Below are 17,486 nucleotides of genomic sequence, written 5' to 3'. Positions count from 1 at the left end.
GGTGACGATCCGTGTGCTGCTGGTGGACGACCAGCCGCTGCTGCGTACCGGTTTCCGGATGATCCTGGAGGCGGAGTCCGACCTGGTGGTGGTCGGCGAGGCGGGCGACGGGCAGCAGGCGCTGGACCAGGTCCGCGCCCTGCAGCCGGACGTGGTGCTGATGGACATCCGGATGCCGCGGATGGACGGCGTCGAGGCCACCCGCCGGATCGCCGGCCCGGGCCGCGACGGCCCGGCGAAGGTGCTGGTGCTCACCACCTTCGACCTGGACGAGTACGTGGTGGAGGCGCTGCGCGCCGGGGCCAGCGGCTTCCTGCTGAAGGACGTCCCGGCCGAGGAGCTGGTGCAGGCGATCCGGGTGGTGGCGGACGGCGCGGCGATGCTGGCCCCGTCGGTGACCCGCCGCCTGCTGGACATGTACGCCACCAAGCTGCCGTCCGGCGACGAGACCCCGCCGCAGGCGCTCACCGTGCTGACGGAGCGTGAGGTGGAGGTGCTGCGGCTGGTGGCCCGCGGGCTGTCGAACGCGGAGATCGCGGCCGAGCTGTTCGTCTCCGAGACCACGGTGAAGACCCACGTCGGCCACGTGCTGACCAAGCTGCAGCTGCGCGACCGGGTGCAGGCCGCGGTGTACGCCTACGAGAGCGGCCTGGTCCGCCCGGGCGCGCTCTAGGGTCCGCCCGGAAGCCGAACGGCCCGTCACCCCTCGCGGGGTGGCGGGCCGTTGGTTCGTGCTCCTGACGGAGCGTTACTTCTTGGTGCTGCCGATCTCCCAGAACCGGAAGACGCCGGTGTTGTCGACGGTGGCGTCGACGCCGGTGATGTTGTTCTTGGAGACGTAGAACGACTTGTTCTGGAACAGCGGGATCATCGGCACGCCGTCGGCCAGCATGTTCTGGATCTGGGCGTACTGGCCGCCCGCCGAGCGGTCGGTGAGCTTGATCGACTCGGGCACCAGCTTCTCGCTGATCTGCGGGTTGTCCCAGCCGTTGTGGAACGCGCCGCCGTCGACCACCAGCGGGCTGATGTAGTCGTCCGGGTCGGCGTAGTCGGGGGTCCAACCGACGGTGTAGGCCTGGTAGCTGCCGTTCTTCCAGCCGGCCTGGTAGGCGGTCCAGTCGGGCTCCTGGGTGACCGTCACCTGGAACAGGCCGCTGGCCTCCAGCTGCTTCTTGAAGGCCTCCAGCTCGCCGGCGCCGGCCCGGGCCCGGGACCAGGTCAGGTTGAGCTTGACCGGGGTGGTGACGTGGGCGTTGGTGAGGATCTTCTTCGCCTTGTTGACGTCCGGCTCGCCGTACTTGTCGAAGAAGGCGGTGTTGTGGCCGGTGATGCCGGCCGGGACCACCGAGTACAGCGGCTGCACGGTGCCGGCGTAGACGTCGTGGGCGAGCGCCTTGCGGTCGATCAGCTGGGCGACGGCCTGCCGGACGGCGGGGTTGCCGGCCACCGCGTCCTTGGCGTTGAACACCAGGTAGCGGGTCTCGCCGGTCTCGCCCTCGGCGACCTTCAGGTTGCCCTTGCCGGTCAGCCCGTCGTTCTTGATCTCGGCGGCCGCGGACGGCTCCAGGCTGTTGTCGGTGAGGTCGACGTCGCCGCTGTCCAGCGCGGACTTCAGCGCGTCCGGCTTGTCGAAGTACCGCAGCGTGAACTTGGTGTTCTGGAGCTTCGCGGAGCCCTTGTACTGCGAGTTCGGCACCAGGACGATCTTCGCCGGGGCCTTGCCGTTCATCTCCAGCGAGTCGATCTTGTACGGGCCGGAGCCGACCAGCTTGGTGTTGTCCAGCAGCCCGTCGGCCGGGAAGACCTGGTGGTCGACGATCGAGCCGGCCGCGGAGGCCAGCTTCGCCGGGAGCACCGCGTCCGGGGCGCCCAGGTGGAAGACCACCTCGAGGTCGCCCTTGGCCTCCACGGAGGTGATGGTCGACAGCAGCGCGGACGGGCCGGACGGGTCGTTGATCTTCTTCATCCGGTCGATGGAGAAGACCACGTCGGCGGCGGTCAGCGGGTGCCCGTTGGAGAACTTCTGCCCCGGCTTGAGGGTGCAGTGGTACGTCATGGTGTCCGTGCTGGTGAACTCGCACGCCTGCGCGGCCTCCGGCTGCGGCACGGTCGCCCCGGCCGGGAAGGAGAGCAGCGACTGGAAGGTGTTGTTCAGCACCAGCCAGGAGCCCGCGTCGTACGCACCGGCGGGGTCGAGCACGCTGGTCACGCTGGTGGTGCCCATGGTCACGGAGCTGCCGCCGTCGCCGCCGGAGGCGGCCTTCTCGACGGAGGCACAGCCGGCGGCCGTGGTGGCGACGAGCGCGGCGCAGCTGAGCACGGCCAGGCGGTTCGGCGTAGTCATGCGGGGTGGTCTTCCTTACTGCGTGCGGCCGGCTGTCGCCGGTGGCCCGGCGTCCGGCGCCGGGGTGGGGCGGCGGCCGCGGGTCGGTACGACCGTGCGCTCGCCCGCGGGCCGGGGTCTCCCGGCGGCGGTGCGGCGACGCGGTGTGGGGACTGATCGGATGTAGCGTGCCACATCGGCTCCGGACGGTCACCGGCCGCGCGAGGGGCCGGTGACCGGGGTCCGGACGATCATTCCGGGGCGTCCGACGAGTTGTCAGGCAATGCCCGATTTCGCCCCTGATGACGGACACGTTCCGCATACCACCGAATGCGGAACGACACCGGCATACCACCCGGCCGAGACGAACGTCACACCCTGGTGCCGGCCAGAGTGTGCAGCAGCTCCAGGTCGACCTGCTCCAGCGAGGACAGCACCAGCCGGCCCGGGGCCGGCTCGATGGCGGCCACCGAGGGCACCGCGATCACCGGGCAGCCGGCCGCCTCGGCGGCCCGCACGCCGGTCGGCGCGTCCTCGATGACGACGCAGCGGGCCGGCTCGGCGCCGAACCGGGCGACCGCGGCCAGGTACGGGTCGGGGTGCGGCTTGGTGCGCGGCACCTCGTCGCCGGCGATGGAGAAGGCGAAGTTCTCGGCCCCCAGGCTGTGCAGCACGATGTCGATGATGTGCCGGTGCGAGGCGGACACCAGGGCGGCCGGGACGCCGTGCGCGGCCAGCGTGTTCAGCAGCCGCTCGGCGCCGGGCATCAGCGGGACGCCGCCGCCGAGCAGGTCGACGAAGCGCTGGTTGATCAGCACCGTCAGCTCGGCCGGGCTGAGCTGCACGCCGGTGCGGCCCCGCAGGTAGTCGATCACCCGGGTCATCGGTCCGCCGACCACCTGGGCCCGGTCGGTGGCGTCCAGCGCGTGTCCCAGCTCGGCGAAGAGCGTGACCTCGGCCTGCCACCAGAAGTCCTCCGTGTCGACCAGGGTGCCGTCCATGTCCAGCAGCACGGCCTGCAGGCCGGTGCCGGAGCCGCCGACGCGGATGGGGGTCGAGACCGTCGTCATGCCCGCCGTCCTTCCGAGAGGTCGCCCGGAGCGCGTCCGGGGATGGCACAGGCCGGCCCGCAGGTGAGCGGACCGGCCCGTTCAGGATCATCAAGCTTACGCCCGGGGCTGGTGTTTGCACCGAACGCGCACGAGGCGAACGGATGACCCCGGGTTGAAGATCTACCTGGCGTTGAAGTACTTCGCCTCGGGGTGGTGGATCACGATCGCGTCGGTGGACTGCTCGGGGTGCAGCTGGTACTCCTCGCTGAGGATCACTCCGACCCGCTCGGGCTTCAGCAGCTCGGCGATCTTGGCGCGGTCCTCCAGCTCCGGGCAGGCGCCGTAGCCGAGCGAGAACCGGGCGCCGCGGTACTTGAGCGCGAACATGTCGCGCACGTCCTGCGGGTCCTCGTCGCCGAAGCCCAGCTCGAAGCGCACCCGGGCGTGCCAGAACTCGGCCAGCGCCTCGGCCAACTGCACGGACAGGCCGTGCAGTTCGAGGTAGTCGCGGTAGGAGTCGGCGGCGAACAGCTCGTTCGCGGCCTCGGAGATCCGGTTGCCCATGGTGACCACCTGCAGGCCGACCACGTCGCGCTCGCCGCTCTCCTCCGGGCGGAAGAAGTCGGCCAGGCAGAGCCGCCGGCCGCGGCGCTGGCGGGGGAAGGTGAAGCGGGTCCGCTCGGAGCCGTCCTCGCCGTACAGCACCAGGTCGTCGCCCTTGGAGTTGGCCGGGAAGTAGCCGTAGACCACGGCGGGCTCCAGCCAGCCCTCGGTCTGCAGCCGGTCCAGCCACATCCGCAGCCGCGGCCGGCCCTCGGTCTCCACCAGCTCCTCGTAGCTGGGCCCGCCGCTGCGCGCCGCCTTCAGGCCCCACTGGCCCTTGAACAGCGCGTCCTCGTCCAGCCAGGACGCGTAGTCCTGGAACGGGATGCCCTTGACGATCCGGTCGCCCCAGAACGGCGGGACCGGCACCCGGTTGTCGGTGGCCACGTCGGAGCGGATCTGCCCGAGGTTGACCTCCTCCGGCTCCTCCACCTCGACCCGGGCGTGCCGGCGCTGCTTGAGCTCGGGCAGCACGGCGCCGGGCACGCCGCGCTTGACGGCGACCAGGGCGTCCATCAGCCGCAGGCCCTCGAAGGCGTCCCGGGCGTAGCGGACCTCGCCCTGGTAGACGGCGTGCAGGTCCTGCTCGACGTAGGCGCGGGTGAGCGCGGCGCCGCCGAGGATGACGGGGTAGTCGGCGGCGAGTCCGCGCTGGTTGAGCTCCTCCAGGTTCTCCTTCATGATCACCGTGGACTTGACCAGCAGGCCGGACATGCCGATCACGTCGGCCTTGTGCTCCTGCGCGGCGTCCAGGATCGCCGAGACGGGCTGCTTGATGCCGAGGTTGACGACGGTGTAGCCGTTGTTGGAGAGGATGATGTCGACCAGGTTCTTGCCGATGTCGTGGACGTCGCCCTTGACGGTGGCCAGCACGATGGTGCCCTTGCCCGCGCTGTCGGCCTTCTCCATGTGCGGCTCCAGGTGGGCCACCGCGGCCTTCATCACCTCGGCGGACTGGAGCACGAACGGCAGCTGCATCTGGCCGGAGCCGAACAGCTCGCCGACCACCTTCATGCCGGACAGCAGCGTGTCGTTGATGATCTCCAGCGCCGGACGCTCCGTCAGCGCGTCGTCCAGGTCGGCTTCCAGGCCCTTGCGCTCGCCGTCGATGATCCGGCGCTGCAGGCGCTCGTCCAGCGGCAGGGCCGCCAGCTCCTCGGCCTTGGACGCGGCGTTCGAGGCCGCGGAGACGCCCTCGAACAGCTGCAGCAGCTTCTGCAGCGGGTCGTAGCCCTCGGCGCGGCGGTCGTAGACCAGGTCGAGGGCGGTGGCCCGCTGCTCCTCGGGGATCCGGTTCATCGGCAGGATCTTGGCGGCGTGCACGATCGCCGAGTCCAGGCCGGCCTCCACGCACTCGTGCAGGAAGACCGAGTTGAGCACCTGTCGGGCGGCCGGGTTGAGGCCGAAGGAGATGTTCGACAGCCCGAGCGTGGTCTGCACGGCGGGGTGACGGCGCTTCAGTTCGCGGATCGCCTCGATGGTCTCGATGCCGTCGCGGCGGGACTCCTCCTGGCCGGTGGCCAGCGTGAAGGTGAGGCAGTCCACCAGGATCGAGGACTCGTCGACGCCGTACTCGGTGGTGAGCTGCTCGATCAGCCGCTCGGCGATCGCCACCTTGGTCTCGGCGGTGCGGGCCTGGCCCTCCTCGTCGATGGTGAGGGCGATCAGGCCGGCGCCGTGCTCCCGGGCCAGCGCGGCGATCCTCCCGAACCGGGTGTCCGGGCCGTCGCCGTCCTCGTAGTTGACGGAGTTGAGCACCGCGCGGCCGCCGAGCGCCTCCAGGCCGGCCCGCAGCACCGGCGGCTCGGTGGAGTCCAGCACGATCGGCAGGGTGGAGGCGGTGGCCAGGCGGGTCGCGACCTCGGTCATGTCGGCGACGCCGTCGCGGCCGACGTAGTCGACGCACAGGTCGAGCAGGTGGGCGCCCTCGCGGATCTGCTCGCGGGCGATCTCCACGCAGGCCTGCCAGTCGCCGGCCAGCATCGACTCGCGGAACTTCTTCGAGCCGTTGGCGTTGGTGCGCTCGCCGATCGCCAGGTAGGAGGTGTCCTGCCGGAACGGCACCGACTGGTACAGCGAGGCGGCGGCCGGCTCGGGCTTCGGCTCGCGCACCGCGATCGGGCGGCCCTGCACCCGCTCGACCACCTGGCGCAGGTGCTCGGGGGTGGTGCCGCAGCAGCCGCCGACCAGCGCCAGGCCGTACTCGCGGGTGAACGCGTCGTGCGCGTCGGCGAGTTCGACCGGGCTGAGCGGGTAGTGCGCGCCGTCCTTGGTGAGCACCGGCAGGCCGGCGTTCGGCATGCAGGACAGGCCGACCTTGGCGTTCTTCGCCAGGTAGCGCAGGTGCTCGCTCATCTCGGCGGGGCCGGTGGCGCAGTTCATGCCGATGAAGTCGATGCCGAGCGGCTCCAGCGCGGTCAGCGCCGCGCCGATCTCCGAGCCGAGCAGCATGGTGCCGGTGGTCTCCACGGTGACCTGGGCGAGGATCGGCAGGTCGAGGCCGGCCTCGGCGAGCGCGGCCTTGCAGCCCAGGATCGAGGCCTTGGTCTGCAGCAGGTCCTGGCTGGTCTCCACCAGCAGCGCGTCGGCGCCGCCGGCGATCAGGCCCGCCGCGTTCAGCCGGAAGCCCTCGCGGACCACCGCGAAGGTGGTGTGGCCGAGGGTGGGCAGCTTGGTGCCGGGGCCGATCGAGCCGAGCACCCAGCGGGTGCGGCCGTCCTCGGCGGTGTGCGCGTCGGCGGCCTCCCGGGCGATCCGGGCACCGGCCTCGGAGAGTTCGAAGACCCGGTCCGAGATGTCGTACTCGCCGAGCGCGGCGTGGTTGGCGCCGAAGGTGTTGGTCTCCACGCAGTCCACGCCGACCGCGAAGTAGGCGTCGTGCACCGAGCGGACGATGTCCGGACGGGTCACGTTGAGGATCTCGTTGCAGCCCTCCAGCTGCTCGAAGTCCTCCAGCGTGGGCTCCTGCGCCTGCAGCATCGTGCCCATCGCGCCGTCGGCGACCACCACCCGGGTGGCGAGAGCCTCCCGCAAGGCGTCGGCGCGGTCCTGCTGAGTGGACGTGGGTACGGCGATGGCCATGAGGCTGCTCCCTGAGTGCGACGGCTGTCGGCTATGCGGCCCCACCTGGATCGGGGGCGCACCCCGCCAGGGTATCGGGCCGGTGCCCGGGCGGCGGAACCCGTTTCGCATCGTGGGCGTCCTTGTCCACCGGAAGGGAGCGTGACCATGACCGAACCGGGGGGACGGCGCCGGGAATTGCGGCCGTCGAGAGCGCCGAGCTGGTCCGAATGGCGGACGCTGCCGGGCCGGGCGCGTCGCCGCTGGGCGGGCCGGGTCCGCTGGTCCTGGCGGCGGCGCGCCGTCACCGCGCTCGGCCTGGCGCTCGTCCTGGCGGTACTGCCGCTGCTCGGCGCGGCGGTCGCGCTGCGCTGGGGCTACGCGGGCGAGCCGCCGGCGGACGCCCGCACCCGCGGCCGGGACGCGCTCTGGCTCGGCCACGCCTGGGTGGACGGCCGCCGCTCCCCCGCCGACCTCGGCTCGCTGGTCGCCCGGCTGGCCGGCACCGGCATCCACGACCTGTACGTGCACACCGGGCCGCTCGGCCACGACGGTTCGCTGGACCCGGCGCTGGCGCCCGGCGCCGCGGACTTCGTGCGGCGGGCGCACGCCGCGCTGCCCGGGGTGCGGGTGCAGTCCTGGCTGGGCGACGTGGTCGCCCCGGAGAAGGACGGCCTGCACCTGGACGATCCCGCGGTGCGCGGCCGGGTGGCCGACTCGGCCCGGCAGGTGCTCGACCTCGGCTTCGACGGCGTCCACCTGGACCTGGAGCCGGTGCACTCCGGTTCGCCCGGCTTCCTCGCCCTGCTCGACGAGGTCCGCGGCGTGACCGCGGCGCGCGGGGCGCCGCTGTCGGTGGCGGCCCCGCAGATCGACCCGTGGCCGGGCGTCGGGCGGGTCTCGCTGGCGCTGACCGGCCACGGCAAGTGGTGGTCCCGCGGGTACTTCGCCGAGGCGGCCCGGCGGGTCGACCAGATCGCGGTGATGTCCTACGACACCTCGATGCCGGTGGAGTCGCTGTACGGCGGCTACGTCGCCCGGCAGACCTCGCTGGCGCTGGCCGCCACCCCGCCCGGCACCGACCTGCTGATGGGCCTGCCCGCCTACTGGGCCGACAGCTCCACCCACCACGGCGACGCGGAGACCGTCCGCGCCGCCGTCCGCGGCGCCCGCCTCGCCCTCGGCCCGGACGCCCGCCAGAACTTCGGCCTGGCGCTCTACGTCGACTTCGCCGCGACCCCGGACCACTGGGCGGCCTACCGCGACGGCTGGTGCATCTGACGCCCCGCCAGGACCTGGCGTCAATCCCTAGCGGGAGCGGCGCAGGCGCCAGCGCTTGAGGGCGGGGAGGCGGCGGAGGGCCGCGCGGTCGTGGTCGTCGGGCGGGAGGCCGAGGCGTTCGCGGACGGTGCGGCGCTCCTCGGACAGCTGCGACAGCGGCCGCAGGCCCGGCGCGTCGGGGAGGGGCGCGTCGGGCTCGGCCAGCCGGAGCACCAGGGCGAGGGCGGTGTCGTAGTTCGCCAGGGCCTCGGGGAGCAGTCCGGCCCGGTCGAGGTGGCCGGCCAGTTCCCGGTGCTCGCGCCAGTCCGCCCGCCGGTCGGTCAGCCGCTGCGCGGCCGCGGCGACGGCCCGCCCCTCCTCCTCGCGGCCGGCCCTCAGCAGGGCGTACGCCAGCACGGGTGACGCGGCGTCATCCGGGTCGCCGCTCTGCTCGGCGACGGACCTCAGCAGTTCGACCGCCCGGTCGTACGCACCGGCCGTCGCGAAGTGTTCCCCGGCCTGGGAGAGGAACGCCAGGCGGTCCTCCGGGCGGGCGTCGGCCGCGGCCCGTTCGAGTGCGCGGGCCTCGGCGGCCCAGTCCCAGTCGGCTTTGGTCATGGTGGTTCTCTCGTGGTCTCGGAACGGGGCGGGTGCGGGGGCGCCTCGACGCCCCCCCACCCGGGTGGGGTCAGCGGCGGTGGCGCCGCTGGGTGGCCAGGAACAGCTTCATCAGGAGGCTGTTGCGCGGGACGTTCAGACCTCCCGCCCGCAGGACGCCGCCACAATACGTGGCGCAGCTGTTGTGCATGTAGTCGTACGTGCCGATGCTCTTCGGACGCTTCGCGTAGGCGCCGTCCATCGCGCCGTGTGCTCCGTGCGTGTTGGGGACGTGGATGTCGAAGGCCCGGTTGAACGGACCGTGGCGGTTGGTGGACGGCTCGGTCTTGGGACCGGGCTTGAGGTTGCCGTTGCTGGCGTAGCCGTGCGCGTGGCGGGAGCCCTCCTCGCCGTGGACCTGGATGCTGTAGTGCTCGTTCCCGGTATGGCCGTAGTGGAAGACGGTCGCGTTGGGGGCGCCGCGGCGGCCGGCTCGGGCGGCACCGGCAAAGGCCCGTCCGGCACTTCCGCCGCGCCTGATGCCGCTGCCGACGTGCTTGGACAGCTTGCCGAGCACCAGGCCGGTGGCGACGTCCTTGAACGCCTGCTTGTAGTGGCCGTGGTACACGTCGCCGGCGACGTGCGAGGCGTACAGGCCGGTGTTGACCGCCCGGGCCCCCTTGCCGATGGCGCCGACCACGCGGGCGGTCTTGCTGGCGGCGGCGACGCCGCGCAGCGCGATGGCGCCCTCGCCGACGGCGGGGATGTAGGACGCGACGGCGAGTACGGCCATCGCGCAGTTGCCCCAGCCCGGGTGGGTGGCGCAGCTGACCACGTCGGCGGCGCCGGAGACCTGGTAGACGAAGTTGGCGCCGGTCTCCAGGGCGCTGACCGGGTGCTCGACGACGTTGGTGACGGTGCTGGAGACCGCGTGGGCGGCCGACTTCAGCCACTTCGGCCAGTGGCCGTCGGGGTCGGTGAAGGCCAGCGGGTCGCCGTCGGCGTAGGCGTAGCGGTCCTGGGCGATGCTGGGGTTGGGGTCGGACCACCACGGGTCCATGCCCTCGACGGCGTACCGGTCGGGCAGGTCCGAGACCACGTGGTCGGGGCTGTAGGTGTCGCGGGAGGTGAAGGTGCTGGTCGACGGGTCGTACCAGCGCGCCAGCATGTCGACCTTGCCGGTCACCGCGTCGGTGTAGTCGGACTGGAAGCCGAGCGAACGCCGGGTGCCCGCGGTGGCGATGGTGTTGCCGAGCGGGTCGAAGGCGGCCGAGTCGGCGAGCGCGGTGCCCGTCGGGGCGAGGTCGCCGACGAGGTCGTCGTGCTGGTCGGTCAGGGCGATGGTGTGGCTGCCGCCCTGGGCGATGCCGGTGATCACGCCGCCGGGATCGCGGGAGTAGGCCGCGGTGCCGTCGGAGGCGACCAGGTCACCGGTTCCGGAGTAGGCGAGCGTGGTGGCGCCGGTGGTCAGCAGCCGGTCGAAGGCGTCGTAGTCGTAGGACTGGGCGCCGTCGTTTCGAAGCCGGTCGAAGGCGTCGAACTGCATCGCCTCGGTGGCTCCGCCGTGCGGGGTCTTGCCGGACATGGTGCCGCGGGCGGTGTACGTGTAGCTCGCCGTGCCGTCGTCCAGCAGCCGGTTGCGGGCGTCGAAGCTCTGCGTCCGGTTGCCGATCTGGGTGCGGTTGCCGGCGGCGTCGTACCCGTAGGCCGTGGTCGTGGTCCCGTTGTTCCAGGAGGTCAGGCGGCCGGTCTGGTCGTAGGTGTAGGTGTTGGCGGCGGCCCCGGCGAAGCCGGTGGTGGTCTTGCCGGTGAGCTGGTCGTCGAGGTTGTAGGTGTAGGTCGTCGAGGCGACGGTGCCGCCGCTGCCGGCGGTGACGGTGTCGCTGGTCATCCGGTGCAGCGCGTCGTAGCCGAAGCTGCGGCCGGCGTTGCCGACGCCGTAGCCGACGCTGACGGGCTGGGAGTCCCGGTCGTACCCGTAGCCGGCGGTGGCGCCGGAGGCCGGGTCGGTCATGGTGGCCAGTCGGCCGGCCTTGTCGTAGGTGTAGGACGAGGTGCCGGCGGCGTCGGTGCGGGAGGTCATCTTCCCGGCGCCGTCGTAGCCGAACGAGGAACTCGCGCCTCCTACGTCACCACCACCGCCGACCACGCCGAGGCCGCCCTCGGCGGGCTGTTGATCCGCGACTGCTCGCTGATCGTCACCGCCGCCGCCGACCCCGCGATCGCCCGCGCCGTCACCGAGGCGGCCGGCGCCCACCCCGCCCAGCACTTCCTGTTGATCGCCCCCGACCCCGCCACCCCCAACCTGCAGACCCTCCCCGAGGGCCCCGACCTCCCGACCAGGCTGCGCGACGCCGTGACGGCGAGCGCGAAGCACTCCTGACGGAGCGTCGACAGACGGATCCGCCCGGGGGGCGTCTCACCCCCGGGCGGACCACCCGCACGCCACGGCCCTAGCGGCGGAGCCACACCGCCGTGTCGGTCGGGAGTTGACCGTCCGTCAGTTCGCTGCTGGCGAGAACGACTTCGGCGTCGGTGGGGAGCGGGAGCGCTCCCGCGGTGAGGTTGACGAGGCAGTGCAGGTCGTCGCGGGTGAAGGAGAGGACGCCGGGCGGGGCGTCCGCGCTCCAGGTGAGGGGGCCGGTGATGGTGCGGCGGAGGTGGAGTGCGGTGCGGTAGAGCTCCAGCATGGAGGCGGGGTCGCCGGTCTGGGCGGCGACGGTGAGCGGGGCCCAGTCGGCGGGCTGCGGCAGCCAGGGGTCCTTGCCCTCGCGGGTGAAGCCGTACGGCGGGTGGTCGCCGGTCCAGGGCAGCGGGACGCGGCAGCCGTCGCGGCCGGGGTCGGTGCCGCCGGAGCGGAAGTGCATCGGGTCCTGCAGGGCGGCCAGCGGGAGGTCCTCGACCTCGGGCAGGCCGAGCTCCTCGCCCTGGTAGACGTAGAGCGAGCCGGGCAGCGCCAGCGTGAGCAGGGCGGCGGCGCGGGCCCGCCGGCGGCCGAGCACCAGGTCGGTCGGGGTGCCGAAGGCCTTGGCGGCGAACTCGAAGCGGGTGTCCTCGCGCCCGTAGCGGGTGATGGTGCGGGTGACGTCGTGGTTGGCGAGCACCCAGGTCGCCGGGGCGCCGACGGGCGCGTGCGCGGCGAGCGTGGTGTCGATCGACTCCCGGAGCGCGGCGGCGTCCCAGGGACGGGCCAGGAAGTCGAAGTTGAACGCGGTGTGCATCTCGTCCGGGCGCAGGTAGCGGGCGAAGCGCTCCGCGTCGGGGACCCAGACCTCGCCGATCAGGACCCGCGGCGGGCTGTAGCCGTCGGCGACCGCGCGCCAGGTGCGGTAGATGCCGTGCAGGTCGTCCCGGTCGACGTAGGGGTGCGGGCGGCCGGGTTCGACGTCGGCGAGCTCGGGGTCCTTGGTGAGCAGGCCGGCCGAGTCGATGCGCACGCCCGCGGCGCCGCGGTCGAACCAGAACCGCAGGATGTCCAGGTGTTCGGCGCGGACCTGCGGGTGCTCCCAGTTGAGGTCGGGCTGGGCGGCGGCGAACAGGTGGAGGTACCACTGGCCGTCGGGGAGCCGGGTCCACGGGCAGCCGCCGAACTCGGACTTCCACTCGTTGGGCGGGAGCTCGCCCTCGGCGCCGCGGCCCTCGCGGAAGTGGAACAGGTCGCGCTCCGGGCTGCCGGGGGCGGCGGCGAGCGCGGCCTGGAACCACGGGTGCCGGTCGGAGACGTGGTTGGGCACGATGTCGACGATGGTGCGCAGGCCCAGTTCGGCGGCCTCGGCGATCAGCTGCTCGGCCTCGGCGAGGGTGCCGAAGGCGGGGTCGACGTCCCGGTAGTCGGCGACGTCGTAGCCGCCGTCGGCCATCGGCGAGGGGTACCAGGGGTTGAACCACAGCGCGTCGAAGCCGAGTTCGGCCAGGTAAGGCAGGTTTGCGCGCACTCCGGCGAGGTCCCCGATCCCGTCGCCGTTGCCGTCGGCGAAACTGCGCGGGTACACCTGGTAGATCGCCGCGTTCCGCCACCACTGCTCTGACACGGTCAGGGTTTCCTTTCAGAAGTTGTCGGTGCGGGACTCAGCCCTTGAGGCTGCCCGCGGTGAGGCCCGCCATGATGTTGCGCTGGAAGACCAGGAACAGGGCGATGGTCGGGATGGAGGCGATGAACAGGCCCGCGATCAGCGAGTTCTGCGGCATGGAGGTCGCCGCGGTGTTGACCCCGACGTTCAGCGTCTCGTGCGCGGGCACGGTGATCAGCGGCCACAGGAAGTCCTTCCAGACCGCGACCAGGCCGAAGATCGACACCACGCCGAGGATCGGCCGCGACAGCGGGAGCACGACGGACCACAGCACCCGGACCGGACCCGCCCCGTCGATCGCGGCCGCGTCGAGCAGCTCGTTGGGGATCGAGTCGAAGAACCGCTTGAGCAGGAAGATGTTGAAGGCGTTGGCCACGGTGGGCAGCCAGATCACCCACGGGGTGTTCATCAGGTTCCAGTGCACCAGCGGCAGGTCGAGCACCGTCAGGTACTGCGGGATCACCAGGGCGGCCGCGGGGATCATCATGGAGGCCAGCATCATGCCCAGGATCACGTTGCCGAGCACCGGGCGCAGCTTGGACAGCGAGTACGCGGCGGCGACGCAGAACACCAGCTGCAGGAGCAGCGCGCCGCCGGCGTAGACGACCGTGTTGAGCAGCAGCTGGGCCATCCCGAGCCGGTCCCATGCCTCGGTGAAGGCGTGCGTGCTGGGGTTGCTGGGGATGAGCGTGGGCGGGGTCTGGACCAGTTCCTGGGAGGACTTGAAGCCGCCGGTCGCCATCCAGTACAGCGGGCCGACGAAGACCACGGTGGTGATCAGCAGGGTGAGGGCCAGCACGATCCGGTAGGTCCGGCGTCCGCCGGGCTGGTTGAGGCGGACAGGTGAGATCAGGGTGCGGGTGGCGGCACTGCGGGCGGTCTTGCTCATCGTCACTCCTCCCCGCCCCGGCGCTCCAGCCACAGGTAGACGGCCGAGAAGCAGCCGAGTACCAGCAGCAGGACGACTCCCAGTGCGGCCGCGGTGTTGAACTTGTCGTAGCTGAACGCGTAGTTGTAGAGCAGGTAGACCACCGTCGTGGTCGAGCCCTGGGGTCCGCCGCCGGTGAGCACGAAGGACTCGGTGAACATCTGCATGGTGGCGACCACCTGCAGCATCAGCATCAGCGAGAGGATCAGGCGGGTCTGCGGCACGGTGACGTGCCAGATCCGCCGCAGCACGCCGGCCCCGTCCAGTTCGGCGGCCTCGTAGAGCTCGCCGGGGATGCTCTGCAGGGCGGCGAGGTAGACCAGGGTGGCGCTGCCCATGTTGGCCCAGGTCGAGACGATGACCAGGGAGAACATCGCGGTGTCCTGCGAGGCCAGCCAGGACGAGGTGGGCAGGTGCAGGGCGTGCAGGATCTGGTTGAACAGGCCGTAGCCGGGGTCCATGAAGTACTTGAAGAGCAGGATGCCCGCGACCGGGGGCAGCATCACGGGCAGGTACACCAGGGCCCGCAGGTAGCTCTGCGCGTGCCGGAACTCGTTGATCACGATCGCCGAGACGAACGGCGCCACGAAGCCGAAGACCAGCGCGACGCCGGTGAACTCCAGGGTGTGGCGCCAGGCCGGCCAGAACTCGGGGTCGGCGAAGATCTGCCGGAAGTTGTCGAAGCCGACCCAGTGGGTCTCGCCGTAGCGGACCTTCTGGAACGACATGACGATCTCGCGGACCATCGGGTACCAGGTGAACAGCGCGAAGCAGAGCAGGGCGCCGATCAGGAAGGCGTGGGCCCGCAGGTTGCGCGCCAGCGAGCGGCGCAGGGCACCGCCCGGCGGCCGGGTGGCGGTGCGGGCCGCTTCGGCGCGGGCCCGGCCGCGAGTCAGCGTGGTGGTCATGGGGGTGACTCCTCGTCAGGGTGCCGGCCGCCGGCCGGACCGCGGGGAGGCGCGGTCCGGCCGGACGGCACGGGTCACTGGTTGGCCAGGATCTGGTTCGCCTGGGACTCGGCGGTGGCGAGCACGCTGTCGAGGTTCGCGTTGGGGTCGGTCATGGCCGCCGACATGGCGGTGTCGAGGACCTTGTAGAGCTGCTGGGCGGCCGGGGGCTCGGTCAGCGTGGTGGTGGGGTTCTTGACGTAGGGGTCGTAGTTGGTCAGCGGCAGGTTGCCGTTGGTCTTCAGCGACGCGGTGATCGCCTGGATCTGCGGCGAGTCGGCGCTCCAGAAGTACGGCTGCGGGACGGCGATCGCGACCGGGTCCTTGCTGCTGCCGGCCAGGGTCTTGGCGCGGGCGAAGTTGAACTGGCCGGCGTCGGGGGTCTGGTACTGGAAGTTGATCCAGGCGATCTCGGCCTTGATCTGGTTCGGGGTCTGGCCCTTCTTGATGTAGTACAGGTCGCCGCCGCCGAGGCTGTTGCCCGGGCCGCTGGCGCCCGGCATCGGGCCGAGGCCGTAGGCGTTCTTGTCCGCGCCGAGCACCTCGATCAGGTGCTTCACGACGTCGGGCGCGCCGAGGAACATGCCGACCTTGCCGGTGGCCAGCGGCGGGAAGGCGTCGGCCCACTGGGTGACCGGGGTGGCGCTGATGCTCTGGTCGGTGAAGCGCATGTCGTGCAGGCGCTTGAGGACCTGCTTGCCCTCCGCCGAGTTGAAGGCGGCCTTCTTGCCGTCCGCCGAGACCATCTTGCCGCCGAGGCTGTAGAGCTCGGAGGTGAAGTGCCAGCCGCCGGTGTTGCCGCCGCTGTAGTCCTCGTAGCCGGAGATGCCGTTGCCCAGCGCGGCGATCTTCTTGGCCGCGGCCTGCACCTCGTCCCAGGTCGTCGGCGGCTTGTCCGGGTCGAGGCCGGCCTGCTTGAACAGGTCGCGGTTGTAGACCAGGCCGGTGCTGTAGTAGTTGATCGGCAGCGCGTAGACCTTGTTGTCGACCGTCATGTTCTGCTTGACGCTCGGCAGCATGGACGAGAAGCCCGGCACCGTCTGGTCGTTGACGTACTTGGTGATGTCCTGCGCGTCGCCCGAGTTGAGGGTCTGCTCGCGGTCGGTGAAGTAGGCGTGGAACGCGCCGGTCTCGTCGTGCGCCTTGTACTGCGCGGTCTGCTGGGCCGGCACCTCGCACTGGCCGACGTACGGCTTCGCGTTGATGGTGACGTTCGGGTACTTGGTCTTGAAGAGCGCGAGGTCGTCGGCGTAGTTGGCCTTGCCCGCGGCCTGGTCCGCACCCGGAGCGCAGTCGATGGAGATGGTGACGGTCGCGTTCGGGTCGAGCGGCTTGCCGTCCGCCACCCCGCCGGCGGCATCGCTGCTGCCGGCGGAGGAGCCGCTGCTGCTGCAGGCGGCGGCGGTCAGCAGCATCCCGGCCGCGAGCGCGACGACGGCCATTCTGCTCGATCTGTTCAGCTTCATGCGTACCCCATGGGTGGGAGAGGTTTCGGTGAGGCCGGGCGAACGCCGACGTGTGAGGAACGTAGGTCCTTGAACGTCTCTACGCAAGAGGTTGACGAGAAAGCGAAAAGTTACGACTACGCATCGGACGACAATGTTCTTGCGCGCATCTGTTCTACTTTTGCGCATGAAGAGCAAGCTTTCCCTGGTGGCGCAGCAAGTGGGAGTCAGCGAGGCCACGGTCAGCCGGGTCCTCAACGGCCGGCCGGGGGTCGGCGCCGCCACCCGGGTCGCGGTGCTCACCGCCCTCGACGTGCTCGGCTACGAGCGGCCGACCCAGCTGCGCGGGGAACGCGCCCGGCTCATCGGGCTGGTGCTGCCGGAGCTGCAGAACCCGATCTTCCCGGCGCTGGCCGAGGCGGTCGCGGGCGCGCTCGCGCAACGCGGTTTCACGCCGCTGCTGTGCACCCGGACCGCGGGCGGCCTCGGGGAGGCAGGCCACGTCAGCATGCTGCTCGACCAGCAGGTCTCCGGCGTGGTCTTCGCGGGCGGCCACTGCGCCGAGGCCGACGCCTCCCACGAGCACTTCGCGCAGCTGCGCGAACGCGGCGTCCCCGTGGTGCTGTTGAACGCCTCCGTGGAGCGGCTCGGCTTCCCGCAGGTCTCCACCGACGACACGGTCGCGGTGGCCCAGGCCTTCGGCCACCTGAGCACGCTGGGCCACGAGCGGATCGGCCTGATGGTCGGCCCTGCGGACCACGTGCCGTCCCGCCGCAAACTCGCCTCGTACACCCGCCAGTACGCCCTGCAGGGCCGCGAGCCGCGCCCCGAGTGGGTCGCCCACGCCCTCTTCGGCCTGGAGGCCGGCCACGCCGCCGCCCGGCGCCTGCTGGACGCCGGCGTCACCGGCGTCATCTGCGCCAGCGACCCGCTCGCGCTGGGCGTGGTCCGGGCCGCCCGCCGGGCCGGCCTCGACGTCCCCGGCGACCTCTCGGTGATCGGCTACGACGACTCGGTCTTCATCAACTGCACCCGCCCCCCGCTGACCACCGTCCGCCAGCCGATCCAGGAGCTGGGCCGGGCGGCCGTCGACCTCCTGGTCGGCCAGATCGACGGCGGCGCCGTCGCCCCCGGCGAACTCCTCTTCGAGCCCGAACTCGTCGTCCGCGGCTCCACCGGCCCGGTCCCGCGCCGGGTCTGA

13 protein-coding genes are annotated in these 17,486 nt (G+C 71.7%); 4 read left to right on the top strand and 9 right to left on the bottom strand.

Annotation, left to right across the window (positions count from 1 at the left end):
- Position 1: 1 nt before the first annotated feature.
- Positions 2–673 (top strand): response regulator transcription factor, encoded by a 672-nt coding sequence (locus AB0K51_RS01420; protein WP_363449190.1) that lies wholly within the window; start codon positions 2–4, stop codon positions 671–673.
- A gap of 75 nt (positions 674–748) precedes the next feature.
- On the opposite strand, the gene AB0K51_RS01415 is transcribed toward AB0K51_RS01420, so the two are convergent.
- The 3 genes from AB0K51_RS01415 to metH form a co-directional block, all read right to left on the bottom strand.
- A complete protein-coding gene (locus tag AB0K51_RS01415) occupies positions 749–2,344 on the bottom strand; it encodes an ABC transporter substrate-binding protein (RefSeq protein ID WP_363449188.1) in 1,596 nt (531 codons plus the stop codon).
- 350 nt (positions 2,345–2,694) lie between these two features.
- The gene (locus tag AB0K51_RS01410) at positions 2,695–3,393 is read right to left on the bottom strand and encodes an HAD family phosphatase (protein WP_363449186.1); all 699 of its coding nucleotides are present in this window, start codon (positions 3,391–3,393) and stop codon (positions 2,695–2,697) included.
- Positions 3,394–3,555: 162 nt separating this feature from the next.
- A complete protein-coding gene (metH, locus tag AB0K51_RS01405) occupies positions 3,556–7,059 on the bottom strand; it encodes a methionine synthase (RefSeq protein WP_363449184.1) in 3,504 nt (1,167 codons plus the stop codon).
- Positions 7,060–7,206: 147 nt separating this feature from the next.
- Between metH and AB0K51_RS01400 the strand changes: the two genes are divergently transcribed.
- A complete protein-coding gene (locus AB0K51_RS01400; RefSeq protein WP_363449182.1) occupies positions 7,207–8,319 on the top strand; it encodes a glycoside hydrolase family 18 protein in 1,113 nt (370 codons plus the stop codon).
- A gap of 27 nt (positions 8,320–8,346) precedes the next feature.
- Here AB0K51_RS01400 and AB0K51_RS01395 read toward each other — a convergent pair whose 3' ends face one another.
- Together AB0K51_RS01395 and AB0K51_RS01390 are read right to left on the bottom strand one after the other, a co-directional pair.
- Positions 8,347–8,916 (bottom strand): hypothetical protein, encoded by a 570-nt coding sequence (locus AB0K51_RS01395; protein ID WP_363449180.1) that lies wholly within the window; start codon positions 8,914–8,916, stop codon positions 8,347–8,349.
- Between the two features lie 70 nt (positions 8,917–8,986).
- Positions 8,987–11,044 carry an RHS repeat-associated core domain-containing protein gene (locus tag AB0K51_RS01390; protein ID WP_363449178.1) on the bottom strand — a complete coding sequence of 686 codons (2,058 nt, stop codon included), beginning with the start codon at positions 11,042–11,044 and terminating at the stop codon, positions 8,987–8,989.
- A 24-nt stretch (positions 11,045–11,068) separates the two neighbouring features.
- On the opposite strand from AB0K51_RS01390, the gene AB0K51_RS01385 reads away from it, so the two are divergent.
- Positions 11,069–11,278 carry a hypothetical protein gene (locus tag AB0K51_RS01385; protein WP_363449176.1) on the top strand — a complete coding sequence of 70 codons (210 nt, stop codon included), beginning with the start codon at positions 11,069–11,071 and terminating at the stop codon, positions 11,276–11,278.
- Positions 11,279–11,348: 70 nt separating this feature from the next.
- Here AB0K51_RS01385 and AB0K51_RS01380 read toward each other — a convergent pair whose 3' ends face one another.
- The 4 genes from AB0K51_RS01380 to AB0K51_RS01365 form a co-directional block, all read right to left on the bottom strand.
- Entirely contained in the window at positions 11,349–12,926 is a 1,578-nt protein-coding gene (locus AB0K51_RS01380; protein WP_363449174.1) for a glycoside hydrolase family 13 protein, read from the bottom strand.
- Between the two features lie 37 nt (positions 12,927–12,963).
- On the bottom strand, positions 12,964–13,854 hold the full coding sequence (locus AB0K51_RS01375) for a carbohydrate ABC transporter permease (RefSeq protein ID WP_363449172.1): 891 nt from the start codon (positions 13,852–13,854) through the stop codon (positions 12,964–12,966).
- A gap of 2 nt (positions 13,855–13,856) precedes the next feature.
- A complete protein-coding gene (locus AB0K51_RS01370; RefSeq protein WP_363449170.1) occupies positions 13,857–14,801 on the bottom strand; it encodes a sugar ABC transporter permease in 945 nt (314 codons plus the stop codon).
- A 74-nt stretch (positions 14,802–14,875) separates the two neighbouring features.
- Entirely contained in the window at positions 14,876–16,306 is a 1,431-nt protein-coding gene (locus AB0K51_RS01365; RefSeq protein ID WP_363449168.1) for an extracellular solute-binding protein, read from the bottom strand.
- Positions 16,307–16,472: 166 nt separating this feature from the next.
- On the opposite strand from AB0K51_RS01365, the gene AB0K51_RS01360 reads away from it, so the two are divergent.
- Positions 16,473–17,486 (top strand): LacI family DNA-binding transcriptional regulator, encoded by a 1,014-nt coding sequence (locus AB0K51_RS01360; protein ID WP_363449166.1) that lies wholly within the window; start codon positions 16,473–16,475, stop codon positions 17,484–17,486.

Source organism: Kitasatospora sp. NPDC049285 (assembly GCF_040678815.1).
In the GTDB taxonomy this organism is placed as follows: domain Bacteria; phylum Actinomycetota; class Actinomycetes; order Streptomycetales; family Streptomycetaceae; genus Kitasatospora.
Note: the sequence above shows the minus strand (reverse complement) of the source record. Positions and strands in the feature narration are given on the sequence as shown.